Source organism: Siccirubricoccus sp. G192, from assembly GCF_019084075.1.
In the GTDB taxonomy this organism is placed as follows: Bacteria; Pseudomonadota; Alphaproteobacteria; order Acetobacterales; family Acetobacteraceae; genus G192.
Map to the genome: position 1 here is coordinate 4342601 of NZ_JAHREN010000001.1, position 21429 is coordinate 4364029.

Sequence of the window (21429 nt, forward strand, 5' to 3'; positions counted from 1 at the left end):
CGCCTCCGCACCGGCGGGCGCGTAGCTCAGCGGGAGAGCGTCCCCCTGACACGGGGAAGGTCACAGGTTCAATCCCTGTCGCGCCCACCATCCGCCCCGGATTGCGGGGCCTGGATGGTCTCCACGCCATCGCGCGACCGCTGTCCGGCCGAACCGGACAGCCTTCCCCCTCCTGCGAGTCCCTGGCCGGCTGCGCTTTCGGCATGTTGACCGGAACCCTTGGGCGCGGCATCTGCGGCAGCAAGACCCCGCCGCCGGAGGAAACCCCATGCGCCGCCGCGCCCTGCTCGCCACCGCCCTCGCCGCCCCACTTGCCGCCCCCGGCCTTGGCCGTGCCCAGGGCTCCACCGCGGTGATGCGGCTGTCTCACCAATTCCCGCCCTCGCACCACAATGCCCGCATCATGGCCGCCTTCGCCGAGGACGTGAAAACCCGATCCGGCGGCAGCGTGGATGTGCAGGTCTTCCCGGCGGAACAGTTGGCCCGCGCGGCGGAGAATTTCCCCGGTGTGGCCCGCGGCGCCTTCGAGGCGGCGGCGGCGGTGAATTTCCAGTGGGGCAATACCCTGCCGGAGATGAACGCGCCCACCATCCCTTACTTCTTCACCGAGCTGGAGCGGATCCGTAAATTCCCGGGCAGCGACGCGGCGAAATTCCTGGAGGGGCTGCTGGAGCGCCGCGCCGTCCGCAACCTGATGTGGCTCTACACCACCCGCCAGGCGATCTTCACCAGCAACCGCAAGCCCATCGTGGCGCTGGAGGACTTCCGCGGCCTCAAGGTGCGCGGCCTCAACCCCCTGACCGACCACGCCCTGGTGGCTGCCGGCGCCGCGGCGGTGGCGATGCCGGGGCCGGAGGTGCCGCAGGCGTTGCAATCCGGCCTGCTGGATGCCGGGCTGACCGACCTTTCCGCCGCCGTCTCCCGCCGCTTCTATGAATTCCAGAAATTCGGCACCGTCGCGCCCTATTTCTCGGTCATCAGCCATGTCTATGTGAACCCGCGCTGGTGGAACGGCCTCCGCGCCGAGCAGCGCACCGCCATCGAGGCCGCGGCCCGCAAGGCCGAGCAGGACCAGATCGGCGTCACCGAACAGACCGCGGCGGATGCCATGCAGGAACTCCGCGCCCGCGGCATGACCCTGCATGAGCAGACCGAGGCCGAGGCCGCCGCCTGGCGCACCGCCATGCGGCCGCCGGTGATCGAGGCCTTCCTCCGCCAGGCACCGGAGGGCGGAAAGCGCATCCTCGATCTGTTGCAGGCGCTGTGACGCGGCCGCTGCGCTGGCTGGAAGCGGCGGCCAGCGGCCTGGCGCAGGCCGCCGCCTTGCTCGCTTCGGCCGCCACGCTGATTTGCCTGCTGCTGGTCTCCGCCGCGGTCGTCGCCCGCTACTTCTTCGGCATCCCTTTCGGCTGGAGCGACAAGGTGGCGGGCTGGCTGGTGCTGGCGCTGGTGCTGCTGGGCGCGCCGGAGGCGCAGCGACGCTTTGAGCATATCGGCGTCGATATCGCGATCGGCCGCATCGGGCCTCGGCTGGCGCGGCTGGCGCAACTGCTCGGCGCGCTGGCGGTGGCGCTGGTGGCCGGCATCCTGCTGGCGGCGGGGATCGAGGCGGTCTCCTTCAGCCGCATGATCGGGGTGATGACCGATATCGATGGCGTGCCGGAATGGTGGGTGCAGATGCTGCTGCCGGTGGGGGCCGCAGTGCTGCTGCTGGTCTCGCTCTCCCAGGCGCTGCTGCTGGCACTCGGCCGCACACCGCCGCACCTGCCGGGCCATGGCGGGGATGAGCCGCTGGTCCGCGACGCCCTGGCCCGCGGCGAATGAGCTTCCTGCTGCTGCTCGTGGCGCTGATGGCGCTGCTTTATCTCGGCATGCCGATGTTCGCGGCGCTGTTCCTGCTGCCGCTCGGCGTCCTCTACTGGGTCGAGGGCGGGGTGCCGGCGCTGGGCGAGATCGTCATCGGCAAGCTGGACGGGCCGCTGCTGGTGGCCATCCCGCTCTTCATGCTGATGGCGCATGTGATGGTGCGCGGGCGGGTGGTGGACGACCTCTACGGCGCCGCCTTCGCCCTGCTGCGCCATGTGCGCGGCGGCGTCGGCATCGCCACCGTCGCGGCCTGCACCATCTTCGCCGCCATTTCCGGCAGCTCGGTGGCGACGGCGCTGACGGTCGGCAAGATCGCCATTCCGCAGATGCTGCGCTACGGCATGTCGCGGCGCGGCGCCTTCGGGGTGGTGGCGGGGGGCGGCACGCTCGGCATCCTGATCCCGCCTTCGGCGCCCATGGTGCTCTATGCCTATGTCACCGAGGCCTCGGTCGGCGCGCTGTTCCTGGCCGGGCTGGTGCCCGGGCTGCTGATGGCGGCGATGTTCGCGGGCTATTGCTTCATCACCGAGGGCCGCGCCCGCGCCCCCGCCGACGACCCGCCGCCGGAGCGGGTGCACTTGGCGCTGCGCCGCGCCGGCTGGTCCATCACCCTGCCGGTCTTCGTGCTGGGCGGCATCTATCTCGGCGTCTTTACCGCCACCGAGGCGGCGGGCACCGGCACCCTCTACGCCATCGTCATCGCCGCGCTGATCTATCGGTCGCTGACCCTGCGCGACTTCCTCGAGGGGCTGGGCGAGGCGACGCGCACCTCGGCGATGCTGCTGATGATCATCGCCGGCGCCGCCGTCTACGGCTACATGCTGACCAAGCTGCGCGTGCCGCAGGAACTGGTGGAGCTGGTGGCCTTCTGGGACCTGTCGCGCACCGAATTCCTGGTGGCGATGATGGTGCTGCTCTTCCTGCTGGGGCTGGTGCTGGAGAGCTTCTCCATCATCCTGCTGACCATGCCGGCGATCCTGCCCGTCATGGCGACGCTCGGCATCGACAAGGTCTGGTATGGCGTCCTGCTGACGCTCAGCCTGGAGATGGCGCTGATCAGCCCGCCGGTGGCACTGAACCTGGTGGTCATCAAGGCCATCACCGGCGCGCCGCTCTCGGAGGTGAACCGCAGCATCCTGCCCTATATGCTGATGCTGGCCTTCGGCACGGCGCTGCTGATCGCCTTCCCCGGCATCGCGCTCTGGCTGCCGCGGCAGGCGGGCTATGCCGGCTGAGGGGGCGGCGCGGGCCGCCCCCTCCTTTGGCCGCTAGGGCTTCTCGTTGCCGAAGACCACGGTGCCGGAAGCCGAGAACATGCCGCCCACCCCGTGGCAGACGCTGGTCTTGGCGCCCTGCACCTGCGCCGGCGCGGTGCCGCGCATCTGCCGGACACTCTCCTGCAAGGCGAACATGCCGTACATGCCGGTATGGGTGTAGGACAGCCCGCCGCCGGTAGTGTTGAGCGGCAGCTTGCCGCCCGGCGCCGTGTTGCGTTCCCGGATGAAGCCCGCCGCCTCGCCCGGCTTGCAGAAGCCGAGATCCTCCAGCCCATAGAGCGGCAGATGCGCGAAGGCGTCGTAGATCATCATGTGGTCCACATCCGACCGGCTGATCCCCGATGCCTCGATCGCCGTCGGCCCCGCCACCCGGAAGGCGCGGGAGGAGGTGAAATCCTCCATCTGGCTGACCATGGTGGTTTCCACGCTCTCGCCGGTGCCGAGGATATAGACCGGCTTGGTCGGGAAGTCCTTGGCGCGGTCGGCGCTGGTCAGGATCAGCGCGCCGCCGCCATCCGTCACCAGGCAGCATTCCAGGATGCGGAAGGGATAGGCGATCATGCGGCTGTTCAGCACGTCGGCCACGGTGATCGGGTCGCGGTACATGGCGCGCGGGTTCTTCGCCGCCCATTCGCGCTGCACCACGGCGACCGTCGCCAGATCCTCATGCGTCACGCCGCGCGCCTTCATGTAGCGCAGCACGGGGATGGGGAAGAGGGTGGGCGGGCCGAAGGGGCCGAAGGGCGCCTCGAATTGGCCGTTCAGGCTTTCCGGCTCGGCCGGGCGCGGGGTGGCGCCGACACGGGACTTGCCGCTCTCGCCATGGGTGATGAGCACCGTCTTGCAATAGCCGGCGCTGATCGCCGCCGCGGCATGGCGGACATGCAGCATGAAGGAACAGCCGCCCACCGCCGTGCCATCCACCCATTTGGGCGTGATGCCGAGGTAATGCGCGATCTGCTGCGGCATCATCGGGCCGACGCAGGCGACGCCGTCGATGTCGGAGGGCTTCAGCCCCGCATCGGCCAGCGCGTTCAGCGCCGCATCCGCATGCAGCATGATCTGCGACATCTCGGGAATGACGCCGAGCTTGGTGGTCTCGGCCGCGCCTACGACCGCGATCTCTCCGGGCTTCAGCATCACTTGCCTCCTGCCTTGGATTGCCGCTCCGCGGCGGGGGCCGGCCGGAACAGCGGCAGGGTGATCTCCTCGTCCATCGCCTCGAAGGCAACCTGAAGCGGCATGTCGAGCACCAGCGCCTCCGGCGTCTGCGGGCAGTCGATGATGTTGGTCATCATGCGCGGCCCCTCCTCAAGCTCCACCACCGCGATGGCATAGGGGGGAGTGAAGCCCGGCACTGGCCGGTGGTGGATGACATAGCTGTGCAGCGTGGCGCGGCCGCTGGCCTCGAAGACCGTGACATTGCGGGTACCGGTGAAGGGGCTGAAGGGGCGCGGCGGGAAATAGGCCCGGCCGGTGTCGCCGCAGCGTTGCAGCAGGAGCTTGCCCTGCTTGGCTCCGTCCCAGAAATGCCGGGTTTCCGGCGTCGGCTTGGGCTTCGCCCGGCCTGGCGCGATCATGGCGCACTCCTCCTTGATGGTTTGTGCCGCCGCACCCTGTCACAACCCGGCGGCGGCGGCCAATGGGGCGGCTGCCGGCTACAGCGCCATGGACCAGGCATCCTGCAGCAGCATGTAGCCCTGGCCCTGCCGCAGCAGATGCGCCTGGCCCGGGAAATGCAGGTGCATCCCCGCAATGGCCTGGCCATCCGAGGCCACCATGTCGAAGACGCGGCGGCGCGTGGCCTCAGCCTGTGCCGGGTCCACATCGAAGGCCATGCAGACTTCCGGCCGTGGCACCTGGATTTCCGGCACATGCACGATGTCGCCCCAGATCAGCAGCGAATCCTGGCCGGAGGCGATCATGTAGCCGGTATGCCCCGGCGTATGGCCCGGGAAGGGCATGGCGGTGACACCAGGGAAGACCTCGCCGTCCCGGAAGGTGCGGGTGCGGTCGCGGTAGGGCGCCGCCTGGTCGCGCGCCGCCTGGAAGTTGCGCTGTCGGCCCGTCTCATCCGCCCGGGCCATCGCCGCGTCGTCATGCCAATGCGCGAGTTCGGCCGCGTGCAGGACCAATTCGGCATTGGGGAACAGGCAGCCCCCCGCCGCATCCGCCAGCCCGTTGGAATGGTCAGGGTGCATATGCGTCAGCAGCACGGCATCCACCTCGGCCGGCGCCACGCCCATGGCGGCCAGGTTCTCGAAGAGCCGCCCGCCGGTGGCCGCCATCGCGGTTCCGCAGCCGGTATCGACCAGCGCCACCTTTCCCGCCGACTGGATCAGGAAGGTGTTCACCGCGGTCCGCCGCGGCACCGGCCGGAAGGCCGCGCGCAGCATCCCCGCCGCCTCCTCCGGCGCGATGTTCTGGATGACCGCCATGGAGCCATCCAGATAGCCATCGCTCAGCGCGGTGACGGTGATGTCGCCGATGCGCCGGTGATAGACCCCGGGCACCTGCTTTTCCGGTATCCGCGCCATCTCGGGCCCTCCCCCTCGCCTTGCTGGCCGGCAGCCTAGTCCAACGCCGTCCTGACGGGAAACGCCCGGGCTTTCCGTCAGGACGGCAAGGTTGGCCGGTCCTGAAGGCTGGACCACAGTCTGCAAGACTGTGGTCCAAAGGGTCGCGGCGGCCCCGGCCAAGTGGGGCCGCCGCGTGCAGGCTGATCGGCCGGGTCAGCCCTGCCGCACCTGGGCCAGGAACTCGCCGGCCCGGCCGCGCAGGGCGCCGGCTTGGCCGGTCAGGTCATTGGCGGCGCCGAGCAGCGAGGCCGAAGCCTCCCCGGTTTCCCGTGCCGCCCGTTGCACATCCTGGATGCGGATGGCCACGGCGCCGGTGCCCTCCGCCACCTGGGCGGCGCTACGGGCGATCTCCCGTGTCGCGCTGCCCTGCTCCTCGACCGCTGCGGCGATGGCGGAGGTGACTTCGTTCATCCGCTCGATGGTGCCGCCGATGGAGCGCAGCGCCGTCACCGCCTCGCCGGTGGCGGTCTGGATGGCGCCGATCTGGGCGGCGATCTCCTCGGTGGCCTTGCCGGTCTGGCCCGCCAGGGCCTTCACTTCCGAGGCGACCACGGCGAAGCCCTTGCCGGCCTCGCCCGCCCGCGCCGCCTCGATGGTGGCATTGAGCGCCAGCAGGTTGGTCTGGCCGGCGATGTCGCCGATGAGGCGCACCACATCGCCGATCCGGTTCGCCGCCTGCGCCAGCCCCTGCACGGTGCCATCCGTGGCGCGGGCCTCCTCCGCCGCGGCACGGGCGACCGCGGCGCCATCCGCCACTTGGCGGGTGATCTCGGCGACGCTGGCCGCCAGCTCCTCAGCGCTGGCGGCCACGGCCTGCACATCCACCCCGGCCCGGGTGCTGGCCTCCGCCACCGCATCGGCCTCGCGGTCCGAGGTGGATGCGGCGCCCGACAGCGCCTCGGCGGCCTGGTGCACCTGGCCGGCGGCGGCGGCCACCGCCTCCACCACGCCGCCGATCTCGCCCTCGAAACTGTCGGCGAGCCGCGCCTGGGCCGTCGCCACGGACCAGACCAGCATGGCATTGATATAGCCGCCCTGCGCGTCGCGGATGGCGCTGACGGAAAGGTCCAGCACCTCCTCGCCGAGCCGGATGCGCTCGCGATGCGGCAGGTTCGCCGGGTCGGCCAGGGTGGCGCGCCGCTCCTCCAGCCTTGCGTGCAGGATGCCGATGCTCTTGCCCTCCAGCTCCGCCGCCTTGCAGGGCAGCACATGCTCGACCCGCTGCAACAGCGCGCGGCTCTCGGGATTGAGGTAGCCGATGCGGAAGTCCTGCCGCGGGTCGGCGGTCATCACGGCATAGGGCAATTGCTCCAGCATCTGCTGCTGCGAGAAGGCACGCTGCACCGTGCCGCGCAGGGCCTCAAGGGCCTGGGCGATGCCGCCGATCTCGTCGCGCCGGTCCTGATCCGGCACCGTCACCGCGGCATTGCCGCCGGCGATGGCGCCGATCGTGCCGACCAGGCGGCGCAGCGGTGCGCCGATGGCTCGCGCGGTGAGCCAGCCGGAAAGCGCCAGCAGCAGCGCGACCGCGCCGCCGATCCACAGCACCGCCGAACGCAGCGCCTGCCCGGCCGCGGCACTGTCCGCGGCGCGTGCCGAGGCGTATTCGGCCAGGTCCCGGCCGGCGGCGACCAGCGCCGTCTCCAGCGCCTCGCGCGCCGGGGTGCTGACCTCCCGCCGCTGCTTGTTGCCGTTCTCGGACAATTCCAGCACCTCGAGCGCGGCCTGGGCGATGGCATCCGCCACATCGCCCAGCCGGCGGAGGTCCATCACCGCCGTGGATGCGACCGGAATCTGCGACAGCGCGCGGTGATGCACCCGCAACTGCGCCGCGGCTCGGCGGACCCTGCGGGCCTGGTTTTCCTCCTCGGTGGCCAGGTAACGGAGGCTGCCCAGCCGCACATCGCCGAGCGCCGTGTGGAAGGTCATCAGCCGCTGCCGCGCCTCCTCCCGGTGCTCGGCTGGAACGTCGATCTCCATCATGCTGGAGACCGCCTCGAAGGCCTGGTCGTATTCGGTGGAACGCGGGAAGAGCGTGGTGTCGCGCCGGGTGATGAGGGCTTGGCGCAGCCGCCCCTGCTCGGTCACCGAGGCGCTGTATTCGGCCAGCCGCTGCGTCGCGGTGGCCAGATGCTCCCGTGCCGCCGGCGCATCCGAAAGCCCGGCGGCCTCCGCCAGCCGGTCCCGGGCCACCGCGGCCTCCCGCTCCAGCACTTCGGCGTGGTGGGCGGCCGCCTCGGTGGTCTGGGAGAGCAGCACGTCGCGCAGCATGGTGGCGGAGCGAACGACCCCGGTGGCCGCCTGCTGCGCCGCAGCCTCCGCCGCCACAGCCCGCCGCTCCGCCCCCTGCTGGATGCCGGCCGCTTCGAGCTGGACCTGGACCACGCCCACCAGCAGGGCGAGGAACAGGATGGCGGCGGCGGCGCTGGCGGCCAGCTTTCGGCCGACGGACAGGTTCCTGAATAGGCGCATGGGCAGTACCTCCTGCGGCGGAGCATGCGCAGGCCAGTATTAAGCGACGGCAAACACCCCTCGACAGCCCACCGCCCGCGCGTCACGTTCCGCCGGAAGCGCTCAGGAAAATCCGCCATGCTGTTCGATTTCGCCAAGCTGCCATCGCAGGATTGCTACAAGCTGGTGGTCTCCAGCGTCGTGCCGCGCCCGATCGCCTGGGTGGTGAGCCAGGACGAGGCCGGGGTGGTGAATGCCGCGCCCTTTTCCTTCTTCAATGCCTTTTCCGATAATCCGGTGGTGGTGGGGTTCGGCGCCGGGCCCCGGCCGGAAGGTGCGCTGAAGGACACGGCGGCGAATATCCGTGCCACCGGGCAATTCGTGGTCTGCCTGGTGCCGGAGACGGCGGTGCATGGCATGAACGTCACGGCGGTGGACTTCCCGCCGGGCGTGGACGAGTTGCAGGAGGCCGGCCTCACCACCCTGCCCTCCGCCAAGGTGAAGCCGCCGCGCATCGCCGAAAGCCCGGTGGCGCTGGAATGCGAGACCTTCCAACTGGTCCCGGCCGGCCGCCACACGATCGTGCTCGGCCGGGTGCTCGCGGTGCATATCCAGGACGACTGCGTCCTCGACCCGGTGAAATGCTACGTCGATACGCCGAAGCTTGGCCTGGTCGGCCGCATGCATGGCCGCGGCTGGTACACCCGCACCGGCGACCGCTTCGAGGTGCCGCGCATGAGCGTGGAGGAATGGGCGGCGAAGAAGAAGGCGGCGGAATAGGCCGCACGCTGGCCGCGGGGTGATGGCCATGCTAGCGGGGGGGATGAGAATCCCTCGCAAATGACCGGCCTCGCCCCCTCCCCCCTTCCCCTCCCGGGTTCCGGCCCCGCCATCGCGCTCACGCCGCCGCGCGGCCCGTCCAGGGCGCGGCTGCGGATGCCGGGCTGGAGCCTGCTCGCCTTGCCGCTGGCGGCGCTGATCGCGGCGCCGCTGGTCGCCGTGCTGGTCGCGGCGGCGGTGCCGGCAGGGGCGGTCTGGCAGCACATCGCCCATACCACCCTGCCGGAGATGCTGGTGAATTCGGCCCTGCTGGTGCTGCTGGTCGGGCTGATGGTGGCCTCCGCCGGGGCGCTCTCCGCCTGGCTGGTCACCGCCTGCCGCTTTCCCGGCCGGGGCCTGCTGGAGGTGGCGCTGCTGCTGCCCATGGCGATGCCGGCCTATGTCTGCGGCTATGCCTATACCTGGCTGCTGGATGTGGCCGGGCCGGTGCAGACCACCTTCCGGGAGGTCACGGGCCTGCGCTGGGGCCAGTACTGGTTCCCTGAGATCCGCAGCCTGGGCGGCGCCGCCGTGATGCTGGCGATGGTGCTCTACCCTTATGTCTACCTGCTCTGCCGCAACGCCTTCCAGCAGCAGAGCGTCTGCCTGCTGGAGGCTTCCCGCACCCTCGGCCATTCCCTGCCGCGCAGCTTCATCCACCTGGCCCTGCCGCTGGCGCGGCCGGCCATCATCGGCGGCGTCGCGCTGGCGCTGATGGAGACCCTGGCGGATTTCGGCACGGTGCAGCATTTCGCCGTCCGCACCTTCACCACCGGTATCTATGAAGCCTGGTTCGGCCTGGGCGACCGGGGCGCCGCCAGCCAATTGGCCGCCTGCCTGATGGGGCTGGTGGCGCTGCTGCTGGTGCTGGAGCACCTCTCCCGCGGCGGCCGCCGCTTCCACCCCACCACCACCCGGAACCCGCCACTCCGCCCGGTGCCGCTGCAGGGCTGGAAGGCGGCGCTGGCTTGGCTGGCCTGCGCCATGCCGGTGGTGCTGGGCTTCCTCGTGCCGGCGGGGACGCTTTTCGCGCTGATGCTGCAGGTGGGGGACCCGCTGGAGCCCAGGCGCTTCCTGCCCTTCGCCCGCAATAGCATGGTGCTGGCCGGGCTCACCGCGCTCGCGGCGATGCTGCTGGCCGGGCTCTTCGCCTGGGCGGCACGGCTGCATCCCGGGCTGCCGCAGCGGTTGGCGGTACGGATCGCGGGGCTCGGCTATGCGGTGCCGGGCTCGGTCATCGCGGTCGGCACGCTGGTGCCGCTCGGGCTTTTCGACAATGCGCTGGATGCTTGGATGCGGGCGCGATTCGGGGTCTCGACTGGCCTGCTGCTTTCGGGGGGGGATTGCGGCGCTGATCTTTGCCTATCTCGTGCGGTTCCTCGCGGTGGCGCTTTCGGCCGTGGAGGCGGGCCTGGCGCGGATCCGGCCGTCGCTCCGCGATGCCGCGCGGGTGCTCGGGGCGCGGCCGGGCAGCGCGGTGCTGCGAGTGGGATTGCCGCTCGCCCGCGGCAGCCTGCTCACCGCCGGCCTGCTGGTCTTCGTCGATACGATGAAGGAATTGCCGGCGACCATGATCGTGCGGCCCTTCGATTTCGACACGCTGGCGGTCCGGGTCTACAGCCTGGCCGCGGATGAGCGGCTCGCGGAGGCGAGCACCGCCGCCCTGCTCATCGTGGTCGCCGGGCTATTGCCGGTCCTGGCATTGACTCGGGCCATGCGCCGCGGATAGGTGAACGGAATATATACCGGTCACAGTTTGTTGCAGGGGCATTTGCCCTCTCCCGGTAGAAGGTGGTGCCCCCTAGTCTCGCCGGTACCGCGCAAGCCCATGACGAAGTCAGCCTGATCCTGATGTTGTGACAAGGGCCCATGCTCAGCCTTTCCCAACTCTTTGATAACGAGGCGCTTGCGCCGCATGGGGTCTGCCTGCTCTGGCGGCCGGAATTGCTCTGGCTGCATGTCGTCTCGGATGCCTTGACCGGCCTCGCCTACTGGTCGATCCCGGTCGTGTTGCTGCTGGTTGCGCGGCGCCGCCGGGATCTCGTCTTTCCCTGGGCCTTCGAACTCTTCGCGCTGTTCATCCTGGCCTGCGGCGCCACCCATTTCATGTCCATCGTGACGCTTTGGGAGCCGGCCTACGGACTGCAGGGCGCGGTGAAGGCGGTGACGGCGGCGGTTTCGGTCGCTACCGCGATCGCGGTCTGGCCGCTTCTGCCGCGCATCCTGGCACTGCCCTCCCATGGCGCGCTCGCCGATGCGAATGCGGCGCTCCGGCGCGAAGTGGCCGAGCGGCGGGAGGCCGAGCATCGGGCCCGCGACAGCGAAGTCCGGCTCGCTGGCTTCGTCGAGCATCTCGCCGATGCCCTCTTCGTGGTCCGCGTGGAACCGGGCGGCTTCGTCTTCGAGACGGTGAACCCCAGCTTCTGCCGCCTCTTCGGCCAGGACCGCGCGGCCATCGAGGGCGCCGGGCCGGATGCGCTGCTGGATGCCCCGGCCGCAGCCGGGCTCATCCGCGAATTCACCGCCTGCCTGGTCACCCGCCAGCCGCGGGACTGGGAGAATGCCGCGCCCGCCGCCGCCGGCCAGCAGCACTGGCACACCGTCCTGGTCCCCCTGCCCGAAGCGGCGGACGGGTTTCCCCGCCTGCTCGGCAGCCTGCGCGACGTGACCGAATTGCGCCGCCTGCAGACGGACCTGGTGGAAACGGCGCGGCGCGCCACCATCGGCGCCATGTGCGCCGGCGTCGCGCATGAGATGAGCCAGCCGGTGAACATCATCGGCCTCTGGGCCGACCGGGCGCTGGCCGCGCAGGACAGCGGCAAGGCGGTGCCGCGCCGGGCGCTGGAGGTGGTGCTCGGCCAGTCCCGCCGCCTCGGCATCCTGCTGGAGCGCATGCGCGACCTTACCCGGGATGCCCCGGATGGCGCCGAGACCTTCTGCGCCACCGCGCTGGTAGGCGCCGCCGTCGAAGTGGCGCAGCGCGCCTGGGGACTGGAGCCGCTGGACCTGGCGCTGCGGCCCGCCGCCCCGGCCAAGGTGCGCGGCCGCCCGGCCCAGTTGGAGCAGGCGGTGCTGCACCTGCTGGAGAATGCCCGTGACGCCATCCGCCACCGCCGCCGGCAGGAGCCCGATGCGCCGGCCCGGATCACCGTCAGCCTGCAGGACGGCCCCACGCCCGGCACCATCGCCATCACCCTCTGCGACACGGGCGGCGGCGTGCCGGCGGGACTCGGCGCGCATATCCTGGAACCCTTCGTCACCAGCAAGGATCCCGGCCAGGGCACCGGGCTCGGCCTGCCCATCGCCGCCGGCATCGCACGCGGCATGGGCGGCCGGCTGTCCTGGGCCAACCGCGCGGAGGGCAAGCCGGAGGCCGGGGCGGTGTTCCGGCTGATCCTGCCCCTGGCGGGGCCGGAGACGGAAGCAGGTCAGGCAGCGGCATGACCCTGCCGCTCCGGGTCCTGATGGCGGAGGACGAACCGCTGGCGGCCGAGGTGATCGAGGAGGGCCTGGTCGAGGCCGGCTTCCAGGTCCTGGCGGCGGAGGATGGCCAGGCGGCGCTCGACCTGGTGGCCGCGGGCGCCGATTCGACCTGCTGCTGACCGACCTGCGCATGCCCCGGCTGGATGGGCAGGAGCTGATCCGGCGGCTGCGCGCCTGGCGGCCGGACCTGCCGGTGGTGGTCATGACCGGCTTCCCGCCACCGGACGGGGCCGGGGCGCTGCAATCCGGCACCGCGCCGCTGCGGCTGCTGACCAAGCCGATCGCGCTCGGTCTGCTGGTCGCCACGCTATGGGCGGTGGCCGGGCGGGGCTAGCGGCTCCGCCCCGCTACCGCCCTATTCCACCTGCATCCGCAACTCGATCACCAGCGGCCGCACCTGCGCCAATTGCGCGCGGACCGCGCCGCCGAATTCCTCGGCGCTGTTGCCCCCGGGCTCGGCGCCAAGCTCGGTGATCCGGCGCACCACATCCGGGTGGCGGGCGGCAATGGCGACCTCGCGGTGCAGCCGGGCGAGCACCGGCTCGGGCGTGCGGGCCGGGGCGAAGAAGCCGTTCCAGCCGAGCAGCTCGATATTCGGGAAGCCCTGCTCGCGCGCCGTCGGCACCTCCGGCAGCACGCCGGCGCGCTGCGCGGCCAGGGTCGCCACCGGCCGCAGCGCGTTGTTGCGGATATGGCCGAGCGAGGAGGAAAGCTGGTCGCCGCCGAAATGGATGCGCCCGGCCAACATCTCCTGCACCAGCGGCGCGGCGCCCCGGAAGGGGATGTGGTCCATGCGGATGCCGGCATCGCGCTTCAGGATCTCGCCCACCAGGTTCATCGTGCTGCCGGGCCCGGTGGAGCCGTAGAACAGGTCCTGGCGGGTCCTGGCATAGGCCACGAATTCCCTTGAGGTCCCGCGCCGGGATGGAGGGATGCACCATCAGCATCAGCGGCACATTGGCGCCCATGCTGATCGGGGTGAAGTCGCGCTCGATGGCATGCGGCGCGCGGCCGACGAATTCCAACGCCGCGGTGGTGGTGCAGAAGGTGAGGTTGTGGAACAGCAGGGTATAGCCATCCGGCGCCGCCTTCGCCACCACATCGGCACCGATCGAGCCGCCGCCGCCGCCCCGGTTCTCCACCACCACCGATTGCCCCATCGTCTCCGTCAGGCGCTGGCCATAGAGCCGCGCCAGCAGGTCCGTGGTGCCGCCGGCCGGGAAAGGCACGATGATGCGGATGGGCTTGTTCGGATAGGCGTCCTGCGCGGCGGCCCCGGCCAGGGGTGCCGCGGCGAGCAGGCCGAACCCGAGGCCCCGGCGCGTGATGGTCATCGGCGGCATCCTCCCCTCGCCACGCGTCGCACGCGGGGCTTGCGTTGTCCGGTGAGGGTGGAGAGGCCGCGGCCAGCCGTCAACGCTGGCGCAAGGGCGGCGATTGGTGGCGGCCGGATGGCGTGGGGATTGTATACAAATTCACGCTATCTGGCTGGCAGAGGGCCTAGCCTCCTGGCGCGCTCTGTCGCCTGGGGCGCAGGAGGGTCGAACATGGGAGATTTCGTGATCGTCGTCGCGACCATCGCCGCCATTGCATCAGCCTCCCCGGTCGGTCCCGGGGCCGCGGTGCCGGACCGCCAGCCCACGGTCGGCTTCAAGACCTACCAAAGCCTCGAAGCCTGCGAGCAGGCCGCGGCCGGGCTGCGGGCACCACCGGCCTCCCGCCTGGTCTGCCTGCCGATCGAACTGCCGCAAGGCGGGTTGGCCAGCGCCTACTGACCGGCAGCGGCAGGTGGTCCAGGCACCGGCTGGCGCCTGGACCACGCCTCAATGCCCGGCATTCGCCCCGGAGAAATCCGGCGCCGCCAGGCCGCTCAACTGCAACTGCGTGGCGAGATGCGCCTTCAGCCGCTCCAGCCCCGCCTCGCTGCTTGCCTCCGCCCGCGCCACCAGCACCGCCTGGGTATTGGAGGCACGCAGCAGCCACCAGCCATCCTCGGTCAGCACCCGCACGCCATCCACGTCCTGCACCCTGGCGCCCTCGGCGGCGAGGCGCTGCTTCACCTCGGCCACCACCTCGAATTTGCGCGCCTCGGCGCAGTCGAAGCGGAGTTCCGGCGTGTTGACCACCTGCGGCAGCGCCGCCCGCACCGCCGAGAGCGGCTGGTCCATGCGCGCGACGATGCCGAGCAGCCGCACCGCGGAATAGGGCGCGTCGTCGAAGCCGTACCATTTGTCGGCGAAGAAGATATGGCCGGACATCTCGCCGGCCAGCGGGCTGCCGGTCTCGGCCATCTTGGACTTGATGAGGGAATGCCCGGTCTTCCACATCAGCGGCTGGCCGCCGGCCTTGGCGATCTCGTCGAAGAGCACCTGGCTCGCCTTCACATCGGCGATGATGGTGGCGCCGGGATGGCTGCGCAGCACGTCCCGCGCCAGCACGATCATCAGCTGGTCGCCGAACAGGATATGGCCCTCGTTGTCCACCACGCCGATGCGGTCGGCGTCGCCATCGAGGGCGATGCCGAGATCGGCGCCCTCGTGCGCCACCTCGGCGATGAGCTGTTCCAGGTTGGCGGCGACCGTCGGGTCCGGGTGATGCGCCGGGAAGGTGCCGTCCACCGTGCCGTTGATGACGAAATGCTCGCCCGGCAGCCGCCCGGCCAAGATCTTGGTGATGTCGCTGCCGGAGCCGTTGCCCGGGTCCCACACCACCTTGAGCTTGCGCTCGCCGCCGTCGTAGTCCCGCAGCACGCGCGCCGCGTAGTCCTCGGTGATGTCCACCTTGCGGTCGGAGCCCTCGGTGGCGACGGGCACCACGTCGCCCTCGGCGGCCATGCGGCCGATCTCCTGGATCTGCGCGCCGAAGAAGGGCTTCTTGCCCAGCATCATCTTGAAGCCATTGTAGTCCGGCGGGTTGTGGCTGCCGGTCACCATCACCGCACCATCGGTGGCAAGCGCATGGGCGGCGAAATACAGCATCGGCGTCGCGACCAGCCCAACCCGCAGCACCTCCAGCCCGCAGGCGCGCAGCCCCGCGACGAGCTGCGGCTCCAGGTCCGGGGAGGAAAGCCGCCCGTCATAGCCCACCGCGGCCTTGCTGCCCCCCCCTCGCGCATGATGATGGAGCCGAAGCAGCGGCCGATCGCGAAGGCATCCTCCGGCTTCAGCGTCTGCCCGACGATGCCGCGGATGTCGTATTCGCGGAGCACGGTCGGGTCGAAGCGGTGGTTGAAGGCAGTCATTCAGGCGTCTCCGTCAGGGCCGGCCGATCGAGGAATAGTGGAAGCCCGCGGCGCGCATCGCCTCCGGGTCATAGACATTGCGCAGGTCGAGCAGCACGTCGCCGCGCATCGCGGCGCGCAGCCGCTCCGGCGCCAGCGCGCGGAACTCGTTCCATTCCGTGAGCAGCACCAGCGCATCGGCGCCGGTGATGGCCTCCAACGCATTGGCGGCGTAGTGGATGCCGGCGGGCAGCAGCGGCCGCGCCTGCTCCATCGCCGCCGGATCGAAGGCGCGGACCGTGGCGCCGGCCGCCATCAGCCGCGGCAGCATCACCAGCGAGGCGGCCTCGCGCATGTCATCGGTCTCGGGCTTGAAGGCGAGGCCGAGCACCGCCACCACCTTGCCCGCGAGGCTGCCGCCGCAGGCCGCGACGACGCGATCCGCCATGGCGGATTTGCGCGCCTCGTTCACCGCGATGGTGGCTTCCACCAGCCGGATCGGCGCGCCGCTATCCGCCGCGGTGCGGGCCAGGGCCAGGGTGTCCTTGGGGAAGCAGGAGCCGCCATAGCCCGGCCCGGCATGCAGGAATTTCCGGCCGATCCGGCCATCGAGGCCCATGCCGCGCGCCACGTCATGCACATCGGCGCCGACCCGCTCGCAGAGATCGGCGATCTCGTTGATGAAGGTGATCTTGGTCGCCAGGAAGGCATTGGCGGCGTATTTGATGAGTTCCGCCGTCTCGATCCCGGTCGCCAGGATCGGCGTCTCGATCAGGTAGAGCGGCCGGTAGAGCCGCCGCAGCACCGCCAGCGCCCTTTCCCCGCCGGCGCCTTCCTCGACGCCGATCACCACGCGGTCCGGCCGCATGAAGTCGCCGATGGCATTGCCCTCGCGCAGGAATTCCGGGTTGGAGGCGACCTCGATCGCCAGGTCCGGCCGCGCCGCCCGCACGATCTCATGCACCTGGCGGCCGGTGCCGACCGGCACGGTGGATTTGGTCACCAGCACCAGGGGCTGCGTCGCCGCCCGCGCCACCTGCTCGGCCGCGGCGAAGACATAGGACAGGTCGGCATGCCCGTCGCCGCGCCGCGAGGGCGTGCCGACGGCGAGGAACACCGCCTCCGCCCCGCGCACCGCCTCGGCGAGGTCGGTGGTGAAGGAGAGCCGGCCCTCCCGCGCGTTGTCGGTGACCAGCCGCTCCAGCCCCGGCTCGTAGATCGGGACCTTGCCCTCGCGCAGGCTCGCGACCTTGGCCGCATCGGTATCCACGATGCAGACCTCGGTGCCGACTTCGGCGAAACAGGCACCCGAAACCAGGCCGACATAGCCGGCCCCCACCATGGCGATCCGCATGCGAGGCTACCCTTCGTCCGAGGTTGCGCTCAACTGTAGCGCTTGAGGAATTCCCGCACCGCAGGCGCCATGTCCGGCCGCTTCAGCGCGAAGGCGATCTGCGCCTCCAGGAAGCCGGCCTTGTCGCCGCAGTCGAAGCGCCTGCCCTCATAGCGCAGGCCGTGGAAGGGCTGGGTGCCGATCAGCCTGGCCATGCCGTCGGTGAGCTGCACCTCGTTGCCGGCGCCGCGTTCCATGCGCGCGAGATGCCCGATCACCTCCGGCATCAGCACGTAGCGGCCGATGATGGTGAGGTTGGAGGGCGCCACTTCCGGCGCCGGCTTCTCGACCAGGCCCTTCACCGAGACCAGCCTTCCCTTGTCCTCCGCCACGTCGAGCACGCCGTAGCGGTTCACCCGGTCGCGCGGGACCTCCTCGATCGCCACGACATTGCCACCGGTCTCCCGATAGGCCGTCGCGAGCTGCGCGGTGCAGGATTCCTCGCAGAGCATCAGGTCATCAGGCAGCAGGATGGCGAAGGGGTCGTCGCCGATGAAGGCGCGGGCGCACCAGATGGCATGGCCCAACCCCATCGGCACCTGCTGGCGCACTGTGACCATGGAGCCGGGCTCCATCGCCATGGCGCGGAGTTCCGCCAGGATATCGAGCTTGCCGCGCTCCTCCAGGGTCTTTTCCAGCTCATAGGCCACGTCGAAATGCTCGACGATCGAGGTCTTGCCGCGGCCGGTGATGAGGCAGAACTGCTCGATCCCGGCGGCACGGGCCTCATCGACGGCATATTGGATCAGCGGCCGGTCCACGACCGGCAGCATCTCCTTGGCCAATGCCTTGGTGGCCGGCAGGAAGCGGGTGCCGAGGCCCGCAACCGGCAGGACGGCCTTCTTCAGCGGCTTGAGAGCGGACACGGGGCCTCCTGGAAGGACGTTGCGGTTGAAGCCGGCGAAAGGCCGGAACAGGTCAGCGGATTGGTGCCATGCGCGCCCCGGACGGGCAAGGCGGCCATGGCCCGATGGCCAGGCTGTTACCACGGGATCGTGGCGGGAAAGTTGCGGAAATCGGGTTGGCGCCAGCCGGAGGGCTCAGGCCAGAAGGCTCAGGGAAGCAGCACGTCCCGGGCCTGGTTGATCCGTGCCGCCAGCCAGTCGCTGCCGCCCTGGTCCGGATGGGCGCCGCGCATCAGCCGGCGATGGGCGGCGCGGATGACTTCCTCTCCCGCCCCCTCGGCCAGGCCGAGCACCGCCAGCGCCTCCTCCCGGGTCATCGGGCCGGTGCCGCCCCCGGCCGATGCCCCCGGCTCCCCGGCCTCCCGCCAAGCCGGCTCGGCCCGGTCCAGCCAGGCTTCCAGCAGCGGCAGGCTTTCCGGGTCCGCCCGGCGGCATTCGGCGAGCAGCGCCAGGGCCTCGGGCAGGGCTAGGTCCAGCAATTCCCGTCCGGCGAAGCGGCCCTGCCGGATCCGGCCGCTCATCCGGCCGCTGCCATGGTCGAGCCGCATGCTGAGCATCGCCGTCTCGACCACGCTCTCCGCGCCTGCCGCGCCGCCACCCCGCCCGAACCGCCAGGCGGCCCGGCGGCCCTGCCACCAGCGCCAGAGCACCGGCCCGAACAGCGCCAGGCTCCAGAGCGCCTGGCCGCCGCGGCCGGAGACCAGCAGCAGCACCAGCAGCACGGCGCCGAGCCCGCCGAGCGCCACCGCGCCCAGCCGCTTCACCGCCGTCACATCGGCATCGGCGAAGACGCGCAGCAGCCAGAGCCCCAGCAGCAGCAGCCCAACCCCGATGGCAAGCCAGACCATGCCTTGCCCCTATCCCTTGGGTGCCGGCAATTGCCCGGCGATCCGCTGCGCCGCCGCGCCCGGCAGCCGGCCCAGCGCCTGCCGCCCGCCGGCGGCATAGACCGCGACCGCGCGCAGCAGGTCCCGCAGCGCCCCGGCGGCGGCCGAATCGAAGGGCGCGTAGGCGCCGCCCGAAACCTTCGCCATCTGCCGGAATGCCTCGCCAGCCAGCCGATTGCCGCCCTCATGGAAGACGAAGACCGGCGTGCCGTGCAGGCCAAGCTGGCCGGCCAGGTGGCAGAGCGGATCGACCGGCTCCTCCACCGCGTCGCCGACGAAGACCAGGGCATGCACCCGCTCCCGCCGCGTCTCGGCCAGGGCGTGGTCCAGCACCCGCAGGATCTGGGTCTGGCCGCCGAGGCAGTGCACCCCGGTCATGCGGCGGGCGAGCTCCGCGGCATCGGTCAGGAAGGGCGTCGCGGCGAATTCCAGGAAGCCGCGGTAATAGGCGAGCTGCACCGCCAGCCCGCCGAGATCGCCTGTCGCCAGGAACATCTCCCCCTGCAATTGGCAGGCGCGGTCCCAGCTTGGCTGGCGGGAGGCGGTGGCATCGATGGCGAAGACCAGCCGGCCGCGCCGCCCGCTCGCCGGCCGCACCTGCGGCAGGCTCTCGACCCGCTTCAGGAAGGCGGCGACGGCGGAGGAGGCGGGCTTGTCCGGCAGGTTGCTCATGCCTGAAAGATGGGCGGCTTGATGCGGCGGCGCCAGAGTGGGGGCAACGGTGGGGACCAGGGTGGGGGGGCCGGATGTGGGCGCGGGAATCCAGGGTGCGGCGCCGCCGCAGGCACCCGGCGAAGGCCGGTCACGCGCGCTTCGTTGGCATCCTGGCAAGGATGCCGGTTTAATGCGGGCCGGGACGCGGCGAGGAGAGCGACATGAGATTGCTGGGACGCCTGGCGCTGGCCGGAGCGCGGGCCGGCGCGCTGGCGGGGCTGCTCGCGGGCGGATGGCCCGGGGCGATAGCTTCGGCGCAATCCAAGCCGCCGCCGGTGGGCGAGGCGGCGCCGCCGCAGAGCGGGAAATTCGGCACCGCCCCGGCCGCCCCCCGGCCGCCCCAGGCCACGCCGTCACGACCGGCACCGCAGGCCGCGGCGCCCCGGGTCGACAAATTCGGCGAGCCGCCGCCCCCGGCCGCGGCGGGGAAATTCGGCCCTGACACGGCGCCGCAACAGCCCGCGCCACGTCCGGCCGCGCCGCCGCCCGCCGCGGCGCCACCCCCGGCCGCCACGCCGATTCCCCCCAACGAGCCGCCGCCGGTCGGCCAGTTGCGCACCATGCTCGGCCCCGACGCCAGCCTCAGCTACCGCACGGCCGAGGTGATCGACCCCGCCCGCGGCAGCGTCCGGCTGGCCGATGTCGTCATCCAGCGGCCGGACCGCCGCGCCACCATGGCCGAACTCACCCTCGACGCGCTGCGCCAGGACGGCGTCGGCGAGGCCACCGCCCGCGACATCACCCTGGAGGAGGCGGATGGCGGCGCCACCATCGCCCGGCTGCGCCTGGCCGGCCTGACCGTGCGGCGCCCTGCCCCGGGCGAGGAGTTCCGCCCGGACATGCTGAGCGCCGATTCGCTGAGGATCGAGGGGCTGGCGGTGCGGGGCGAGACGGATGTCGGCCTGGCCGAGCTCACCATCGAGGATTACGGCAATGGCCGGCCCTCCAGGCTGGCGCTGTCCGGGCTGGATATCCGCGCGCCGCAGGCCGGGGTGCTGGATCGCATCCGTTTGGCCCGCGCCACCCTGCGCGGCATCGACCTCGCCGCCAGCCTCGCCGCGGCGGCGGCGAGCGAGGCGCCGCCGCGCCCGCCCGGCGGCTATGCGCTGGAGGTGGAAGGCGTGGCGCTGGCGCTCGGCGACCGGCCGCTCGGCAGCCTCGGCACGCTCCGCCTCAGCGGCGAGACGGCGGCGGCCGGGCCGGAGACCGGCAGCCTGGCGCTGCGCGATTGCGGCTGGAGCCCTTCCCCGGCCTCGCCGAATGGCTGCAGCGCTTCGGCTACCAGGCGCTGGTCGCCGACCTCACTGCCGAAAGCCGCTTCGACCGGGCCAGCGGGCGCCTCGACCTCACCTCGTTCTCGCTCGCGGGGCGGGAGATGGGCGCCATCGGCCTCTCCATGGTGCTGGACGGGGTGAGCGCGGAGGCGGCGGAGGCGCAGGATCTCCAGCGCATGCGGCTGGTTTCCTTCGCGCTGCGCTATGTGGACCAATCGCTCTATGGCCGGTTCGTGCGGCAGCAGGCGCGCGAATCAGGGATGCAGGAACGCCAGGTGCGGGAACAGCATGCCGCGCTGGTGGGCGCGGCGCTGGCCCCCAGGGGGGCGCCCGGGGCCAAGGGCGGTGGCGGCGGCCTGGACCCGGTGCGGGAGGCCCTGCTCCGCTTCATCCGCGGCCAGGCGCGGGAGGTGGAGATCACCGCCCGGCCGCCGCAGCCCCTGCCCTTCGCCGAACTCGCCGCGACGCCGCCGGACCCGGCCGCGGCGCAGCGGATGCTGGGGCTCAGCGCCACGGCGCGCTGAGCCGCCAGGGGGCGGAAGCATGGGCGGAATAGCGGGC

20 protein-coding genes, 1 tRNA gene and 3 pseudogenes are annotated in these 21429 nt (G+C 71.5%); 13 read left to right on the top strand and 11 right to left on the bottom strand.

Annotation, left to right across the window (positions count from 1 at the left end; all coding sequences use genetic code 11):
• Positions 1-15: 15 nt before the first annotated feature.
• The 4 genes from KSF81_RS20980 (at position 16) to KSF81_RS20995 (ending at position 3101) form a co-directional block, all read left to right on the top strand.
• A tRNA-Val gene (locus KSF81_RS20980) sits at positions 16-90 on the top strand.
• A 178-nt stretch (positions 91-268) separates the two neighbouring features.
• Positions 269-1267, top strand: a complete 999-nt coding sequence (dctP, locus tag KSF81_RS20985) for a TRAP transporter substrate-binding protein DctP (RefSeq protein WP_217380610.1) — start codon at positions 269-271, stop codon at positions 1265-1267.
• Positions 1264-1824, top strand: a complete 561-nt coding sequence (locus tag KSF81_RS20990) for a TRAP transporter small permease (protein ID WP_217380611.1) — start codon at positions 1264-1266, stop codon at positions 1822-1824. The genes dctP and KSF81_RS20990 overlap by 4 nt, the downstream gene beginning before the upstream one ends.
• On the top strand, positions 1821-3101 hold the full coding sequence (locus KSF81_RS20995; protein WP_217380612.1) for a TRAP transporter large permease: 1281 nt from the start codon (positions 1821-1823) through the stop codon (positions 3099-3101). The genes KSF81_RS20990 and KSF81_RS20995 overlap by 4 nt, the downstream gene beginning before the upstream one ends.
• 33 nt (positions 3102-3134) lie before the next feature.
• On the opposite strand, the gene KSF81_RS21000 is transcribed toward KSF81_RS20995, so the two are convergent.
• The 4 genes from KSF81_RS21000 to KSF81_RS21015 all read right to left on the bottom strand — a co-directional run bounded on the left by KSF81_RS21000 (position 3135) and on the right by KSF81_RS21015 (position 8194).
• A complete protein-coding gene (locus KSF81_RS21000; RefSeq protein ID WP_217380613.1) occupies positions 3135-4283 on the bottom strand; it encodes a thiolase C-terminal domain-containing protein in 1149 nt (382 codons plus the stop codon).
• The gene (locus tag KSF81_RS21005) at positions 4283-4723 is read right to left on the bottom strand and encodes a Zn-ribbon domain-containing OB-fold protein (protein ID WP_217380614.1); all 441 of its coding nucleotides are present in this window, start codon (positions 4721-4723) and stop codon (positions 4283-4285) included. The genes KSF81_RS21000 and KSF81_RS21005 overlap by 1 nt, the downstream gene beginning before the upstream one ends.
• A gap of 78 nt (positions 4724-4801) precedes the next feature.
• Complete coding sequence (locus KSF81_RS21010) at positions 4802-5680, bottom strand: MBL fold metallo-hydrolase (protein WP_217380615.1); 879 nt, start codon at positions 5678-5680, stop codon at positions 4802-4804.
• A gap of 195 nt (positions 5681-5875) precedes the next feature.
• Positions 5876-8194: a methyl-accepting chemotaxis protein gene (locus KSF81_RS21015; RefSeq protein ID WP_256444275.1), complete on the bottom strand. Its 2319-nt coding sequence runs from the start codon at positions 8192-8194 to the stop codon at positions 5876-5878.
• A 117-nt stretch (positions 8195-8311) separates the two neighbouring features.
• On the opposite strand from KSF81_RS21015, the gene KSF81_RS21020 reads away from it, so the two are divergent.
• From KSF81_RS21020 to KSF81_RS21040, 6 genes and pseudogenes are all read left to right on the top strand, one after another.
• Positions 8312-8953: a flavin reductase family protein gene (locus KSF81_RS21020; RefSeq protein WP_217380616.1), complete on the top strand. Its 642-nt coding sequence runs from the start codon at positions 8312-8314 to the stop codon at positions 8951-8953.
• 429 nt (positions 8954-9382) lie between these two features.
• Positions 9383-9745: pseudogene (locus KSF81_RS30240) on the top strand (ABC transporter permease); the annotation flags it as partial.
• A 532-nt stretch (positions 9746-10277) separates the two neighbouring features.
• Entirely contained in the window at positions 10278-10721 is a 444-nt protein-coding gene (locus tag KSF81_RS30245; RefSeq protein ID WP_254454175.1) for an iron ABC transporter permease, read from the top strand.
• A gap of 140 nt (positions 10722-10861) precedes the next feature.
• Positions 10862-12436 (top strand): sensor histidine kinase, encoded by a 1575-nt coding sequence (locus tag KSF81_RS21030; RefSeq protein ID WP_217380617.1) that lies wholly within the window; start codon positions 10862-10864, stop codon positions 12434-12436.
• Positions 12433-12594, top strand: coding sequence for a hypothetical protein (locus KSF81_RS21035; RefSeq protein ID WP_217380618.1), 162 nt, complete (start codon positions 12433-12435; stop codon positions 12592-12594). Before KSF81_RS21030 ends, KSF81_RS21035 begins: the two co-directional genes overlap by 4 nt.
• Before the next feature lie 11 nt (positions 12595-12605).
• Complete coding sequence (locus tag KSF81_RS21040; protein WP_217380619.1) at positions 12606-12809, top strand: hypothetical protein; 204 nt, start codon at positions 12606-12608, stop codon at positions 12807-12809.
• 21 nt (positions 12810-12830) lie between these two features.
• Here the strand turns inward: KSF81_RS21040 and KSF81_RS21045 are convergent, their stop codons facing one another.
• Positions 12831-13373: a tripartite tricarboxylate transporter substrate binding protein gene (locus KSF81_RS21045; RefSeq protein ID WP_217380620.1), complete on the bottom strand. Its 543-nt coding sequence runs from the start codon at positions 13371-13373 to the stop codon at positions 12831-12833.
• 43 nt (positions 13374-13416) lie between these two features.
• Positions 13417-13818 (bottom strand): annotated as a pseudogene (locus tag KSF81_RS32370) (tripartite tricarboxylate transporter substrate-binding protein); the annotation flags it as partial.
• A gap of 204 nt (positions 13819-14022) precedes the next feature.
• Between KSF81_RS32370 and KSF81_RS21055 the strand changes: the two are divergent.
• A complete protein-coding gene (locus tag KSF81_RS21055) occupies positions 14023-14250 on the top strand; it encodes a hypothetical protein (protein WP_217380621.1) in 228 nt (75 codons plus the stop codon).
• Between the two features lie 48 nt (positions 14251-14298).
• On the opposite strand, the pseudogene pgmG reads toward KSF81_RS21055, so the two are convergent.
• The 5 genes and pseudogenes from pgmG to KSF81_RS21080 form a co-directional block, all read right to left on the bottom strand.
• Positions 14299-15716: pseudogene (gene pgmG / locus KSF81_RS21060) on the bottom strand (phosphoglucomutase/phosphomannomutase PgmG).
• A 13-nt stretch (positions 15717-15729) separates the two neighbouring features.
• Positions 15730-17049: a UDP-glucose/GDP-mannose dehydrogenase family protein gene (locus tag KSF81_RS21065; protein ID WP_217380622.1), complete on the bottom strand. Its 1320-nt coding sequence runs from the start codon at positions 17047-17049 to the stop codon at positions 15730-15732.
• Between the two features lie 29 nt (positions 17050-17078).
• Complete coding sequence (gene galU, locus KSF81_RS21070; RefSeq protein ID WP_217380623.1) at positions 17079-17954, bottom strand: UTP--glucose-1-phosphate uridylyltransferase GalU; 876 nt, start codon at positions 17952-17954, stop codon at positions 17079-17081.
• 188 nt (positions 17955-18142) lie between these two features.
• Positions 18143-18841 carry a hypothetical protein gene (locus tag KSF81_RS21075; protein ID WP_217380624.1) on the bottom strand — a complete coding sequence of 233 codons (699 nt, stop codon included), beginning with the start codon at positions 18839-18841 and terminating at the stop codon, positions 18143-18145.
• Between the two features lie 9 nt (positions 18842-18850).
• Positions 18851-19552 carry a VWA domain-containing protein gene (locus KSF81_RS21080; protein WP_217380625.1) on the bottom strand — a complete coding sequence of 234 codons (702 nt, stop codon included), beginning with the start codon at positions 19550-19552 and terminating at the stop codon, positions 18851-18853.
• Between the two features lie 203 nt (positions 19553-19755).
• Between KSF81_RS21080 and KSF81_RS21085 the strand changes: the two genes are divergently transcribed.
• A complete protein-coding gene (locus tag KSF81_RS21085; RefSeq protein ID WP_217380626.1) occupies positions 19756-21009 on the top strand; it encodes a hypothetical protein in 1254 nt (417 codons plus the stop codon).
• Positions 20970-21392 (top strand): hypothetical protein, encoded by a 423-nt coding sequence (locus KSF81_RS21090; RefSeq protein ID WP_217380627.1) that lies wholly within the window; start codon positions 20970-20972, stop codon positions 21390-21392. Before KSF81_RS21085 ends, KSF81_RS21090 begins: the two co-directional genes overlap by 40 nt.
• Positions 21393-21429 lie beyond the last annotated feature (37 nt).

Excerpts from the sequence above, each read along its gene's own strand:
- dctP (WP_217380610.1), top strand. The coding sequence starts at position 269 with ATGCGCCGCCGCGCCCTGCTCGCCACCGCCCTCGCCGCCCCACTTGCC.
- KSF81_RS20995 (WP_217380612.1), top strand. The coding sequence starts at position 1,821 with ATGAGCTTCCTGCTGCTGCTCGTGGCGCTGATGGCGCTGCTTTATCTC.
- KSF81_RS21000 (WP_217380613.1), bottom strand. The coding sequence starts at position 4,283 with ATGCTGAAGCCCGGAGAGATCGCGGTCGTAGGCGCGGCCGAGACCACC.
- KSF81_RS21005 (WP_217380614.1), bottom strand. The coding sequence starts at position 4,723 with ATGATCGCGCCAGGCCGGGCGAAGCCCAAGCCGACGCCGGAAACCCGG.
- KSF81_RS21010 (WP_217380615.1), bottom strand. The coding sequence starts at position 5,680 with ATGGCGCGGATACCGGAAAAGCAGGTGCCCGGGGTCTATCACCGGCGC.
- KSF81_RS21015 (WP_256444275.1), bottom strand. The coding sequence starts at position 8,194 with ATGCGCCTATTCAGGAACCTGTCCGTCGGCCGAAAGCTGGCCGCCAGC.
- KSF81_RS21020 (WP_217380616.1), top strand. The coding sequence starts at position 8,312 with ATGCTGTTCGATTTCGCCAAGCTGCCATCGCAGGATTGCTACAAGCTG.
- KSF81_RS30245 (WP_254454175.1), top strand. The coding sequence starts at position 10,278 with ATGCTTGGATGCGGGCGCGATTCGGGGTCTCGACTGGCCTGCTGCTTT.
- KSF81_RS21030 (WP_217380617.1), top strand. The coding sequence starts at position 10,862 with ATGCTCAGCCTTTCCCAACTCTTTGATAACGAGGCGCTTGCGCCGCAT.
- KSF81_RS21035 (WP_217380618.1), top strand. The coding sequence starts at position 12,433 with ATGACCCTGCCGCTCCGGGTCCTGATGGCGGAGGACGAACCGCTGGCG.
- KSF81_RS21040 (WP_217380619.1), top strand. The coding sequence starts at position 12,606 with ATGCCCCGGCTGGATGGGCAGGAGCTGATCCGGCGGCTGCGCGCCTGG.
- KSF81_RS21055 (WP_217380621.1), top strand. The coding sequence starts at position 14,023 with ATGGGAGATTTCGTGATCGTCGTCGCGACCATCGCCGCCATTGCATCA.
- KSF81_RS21065 (WP_217380622.1), bottom strand. The coding sequence starts at position 17,049 with ATGCGGATCGCCATGGTGGGGGCCGGCTATGTCGGCCTGGTTTCGGGT.
- KSF81_RS21075 (WP_217380624.1), bottom strand. The coding sequence starts at position 18,841 with ATGGTCTGGCTTGCCATCGGGGTTGGGCTGCTGCTGCTGGGGCTCTGG.
- KSF81_RS21080 (WP_217380625.1), bottom strand. The coding sequence starts at position 19,552 with ATGAGCAACCTGCCGGACAAGCCCGCCTCCTCCGCCGTCGCCGCCTTC.
- KSF81_RS21085 (WP_217380626.1), top strand. The coding sequence starts at position 19,756 with ATGAGATTGCTGGGACGCCTGGCGCTGGCCGGAGCGCGGGCCGGCGCG.
- KSF81_RS21090 (WP_217380627.1), top strand. The coding sequence starts at position 20,970 with ATGGGCGCCATCGGCCTCTCCATGGTGCTGGACGGGGTGAGCGCGGAG.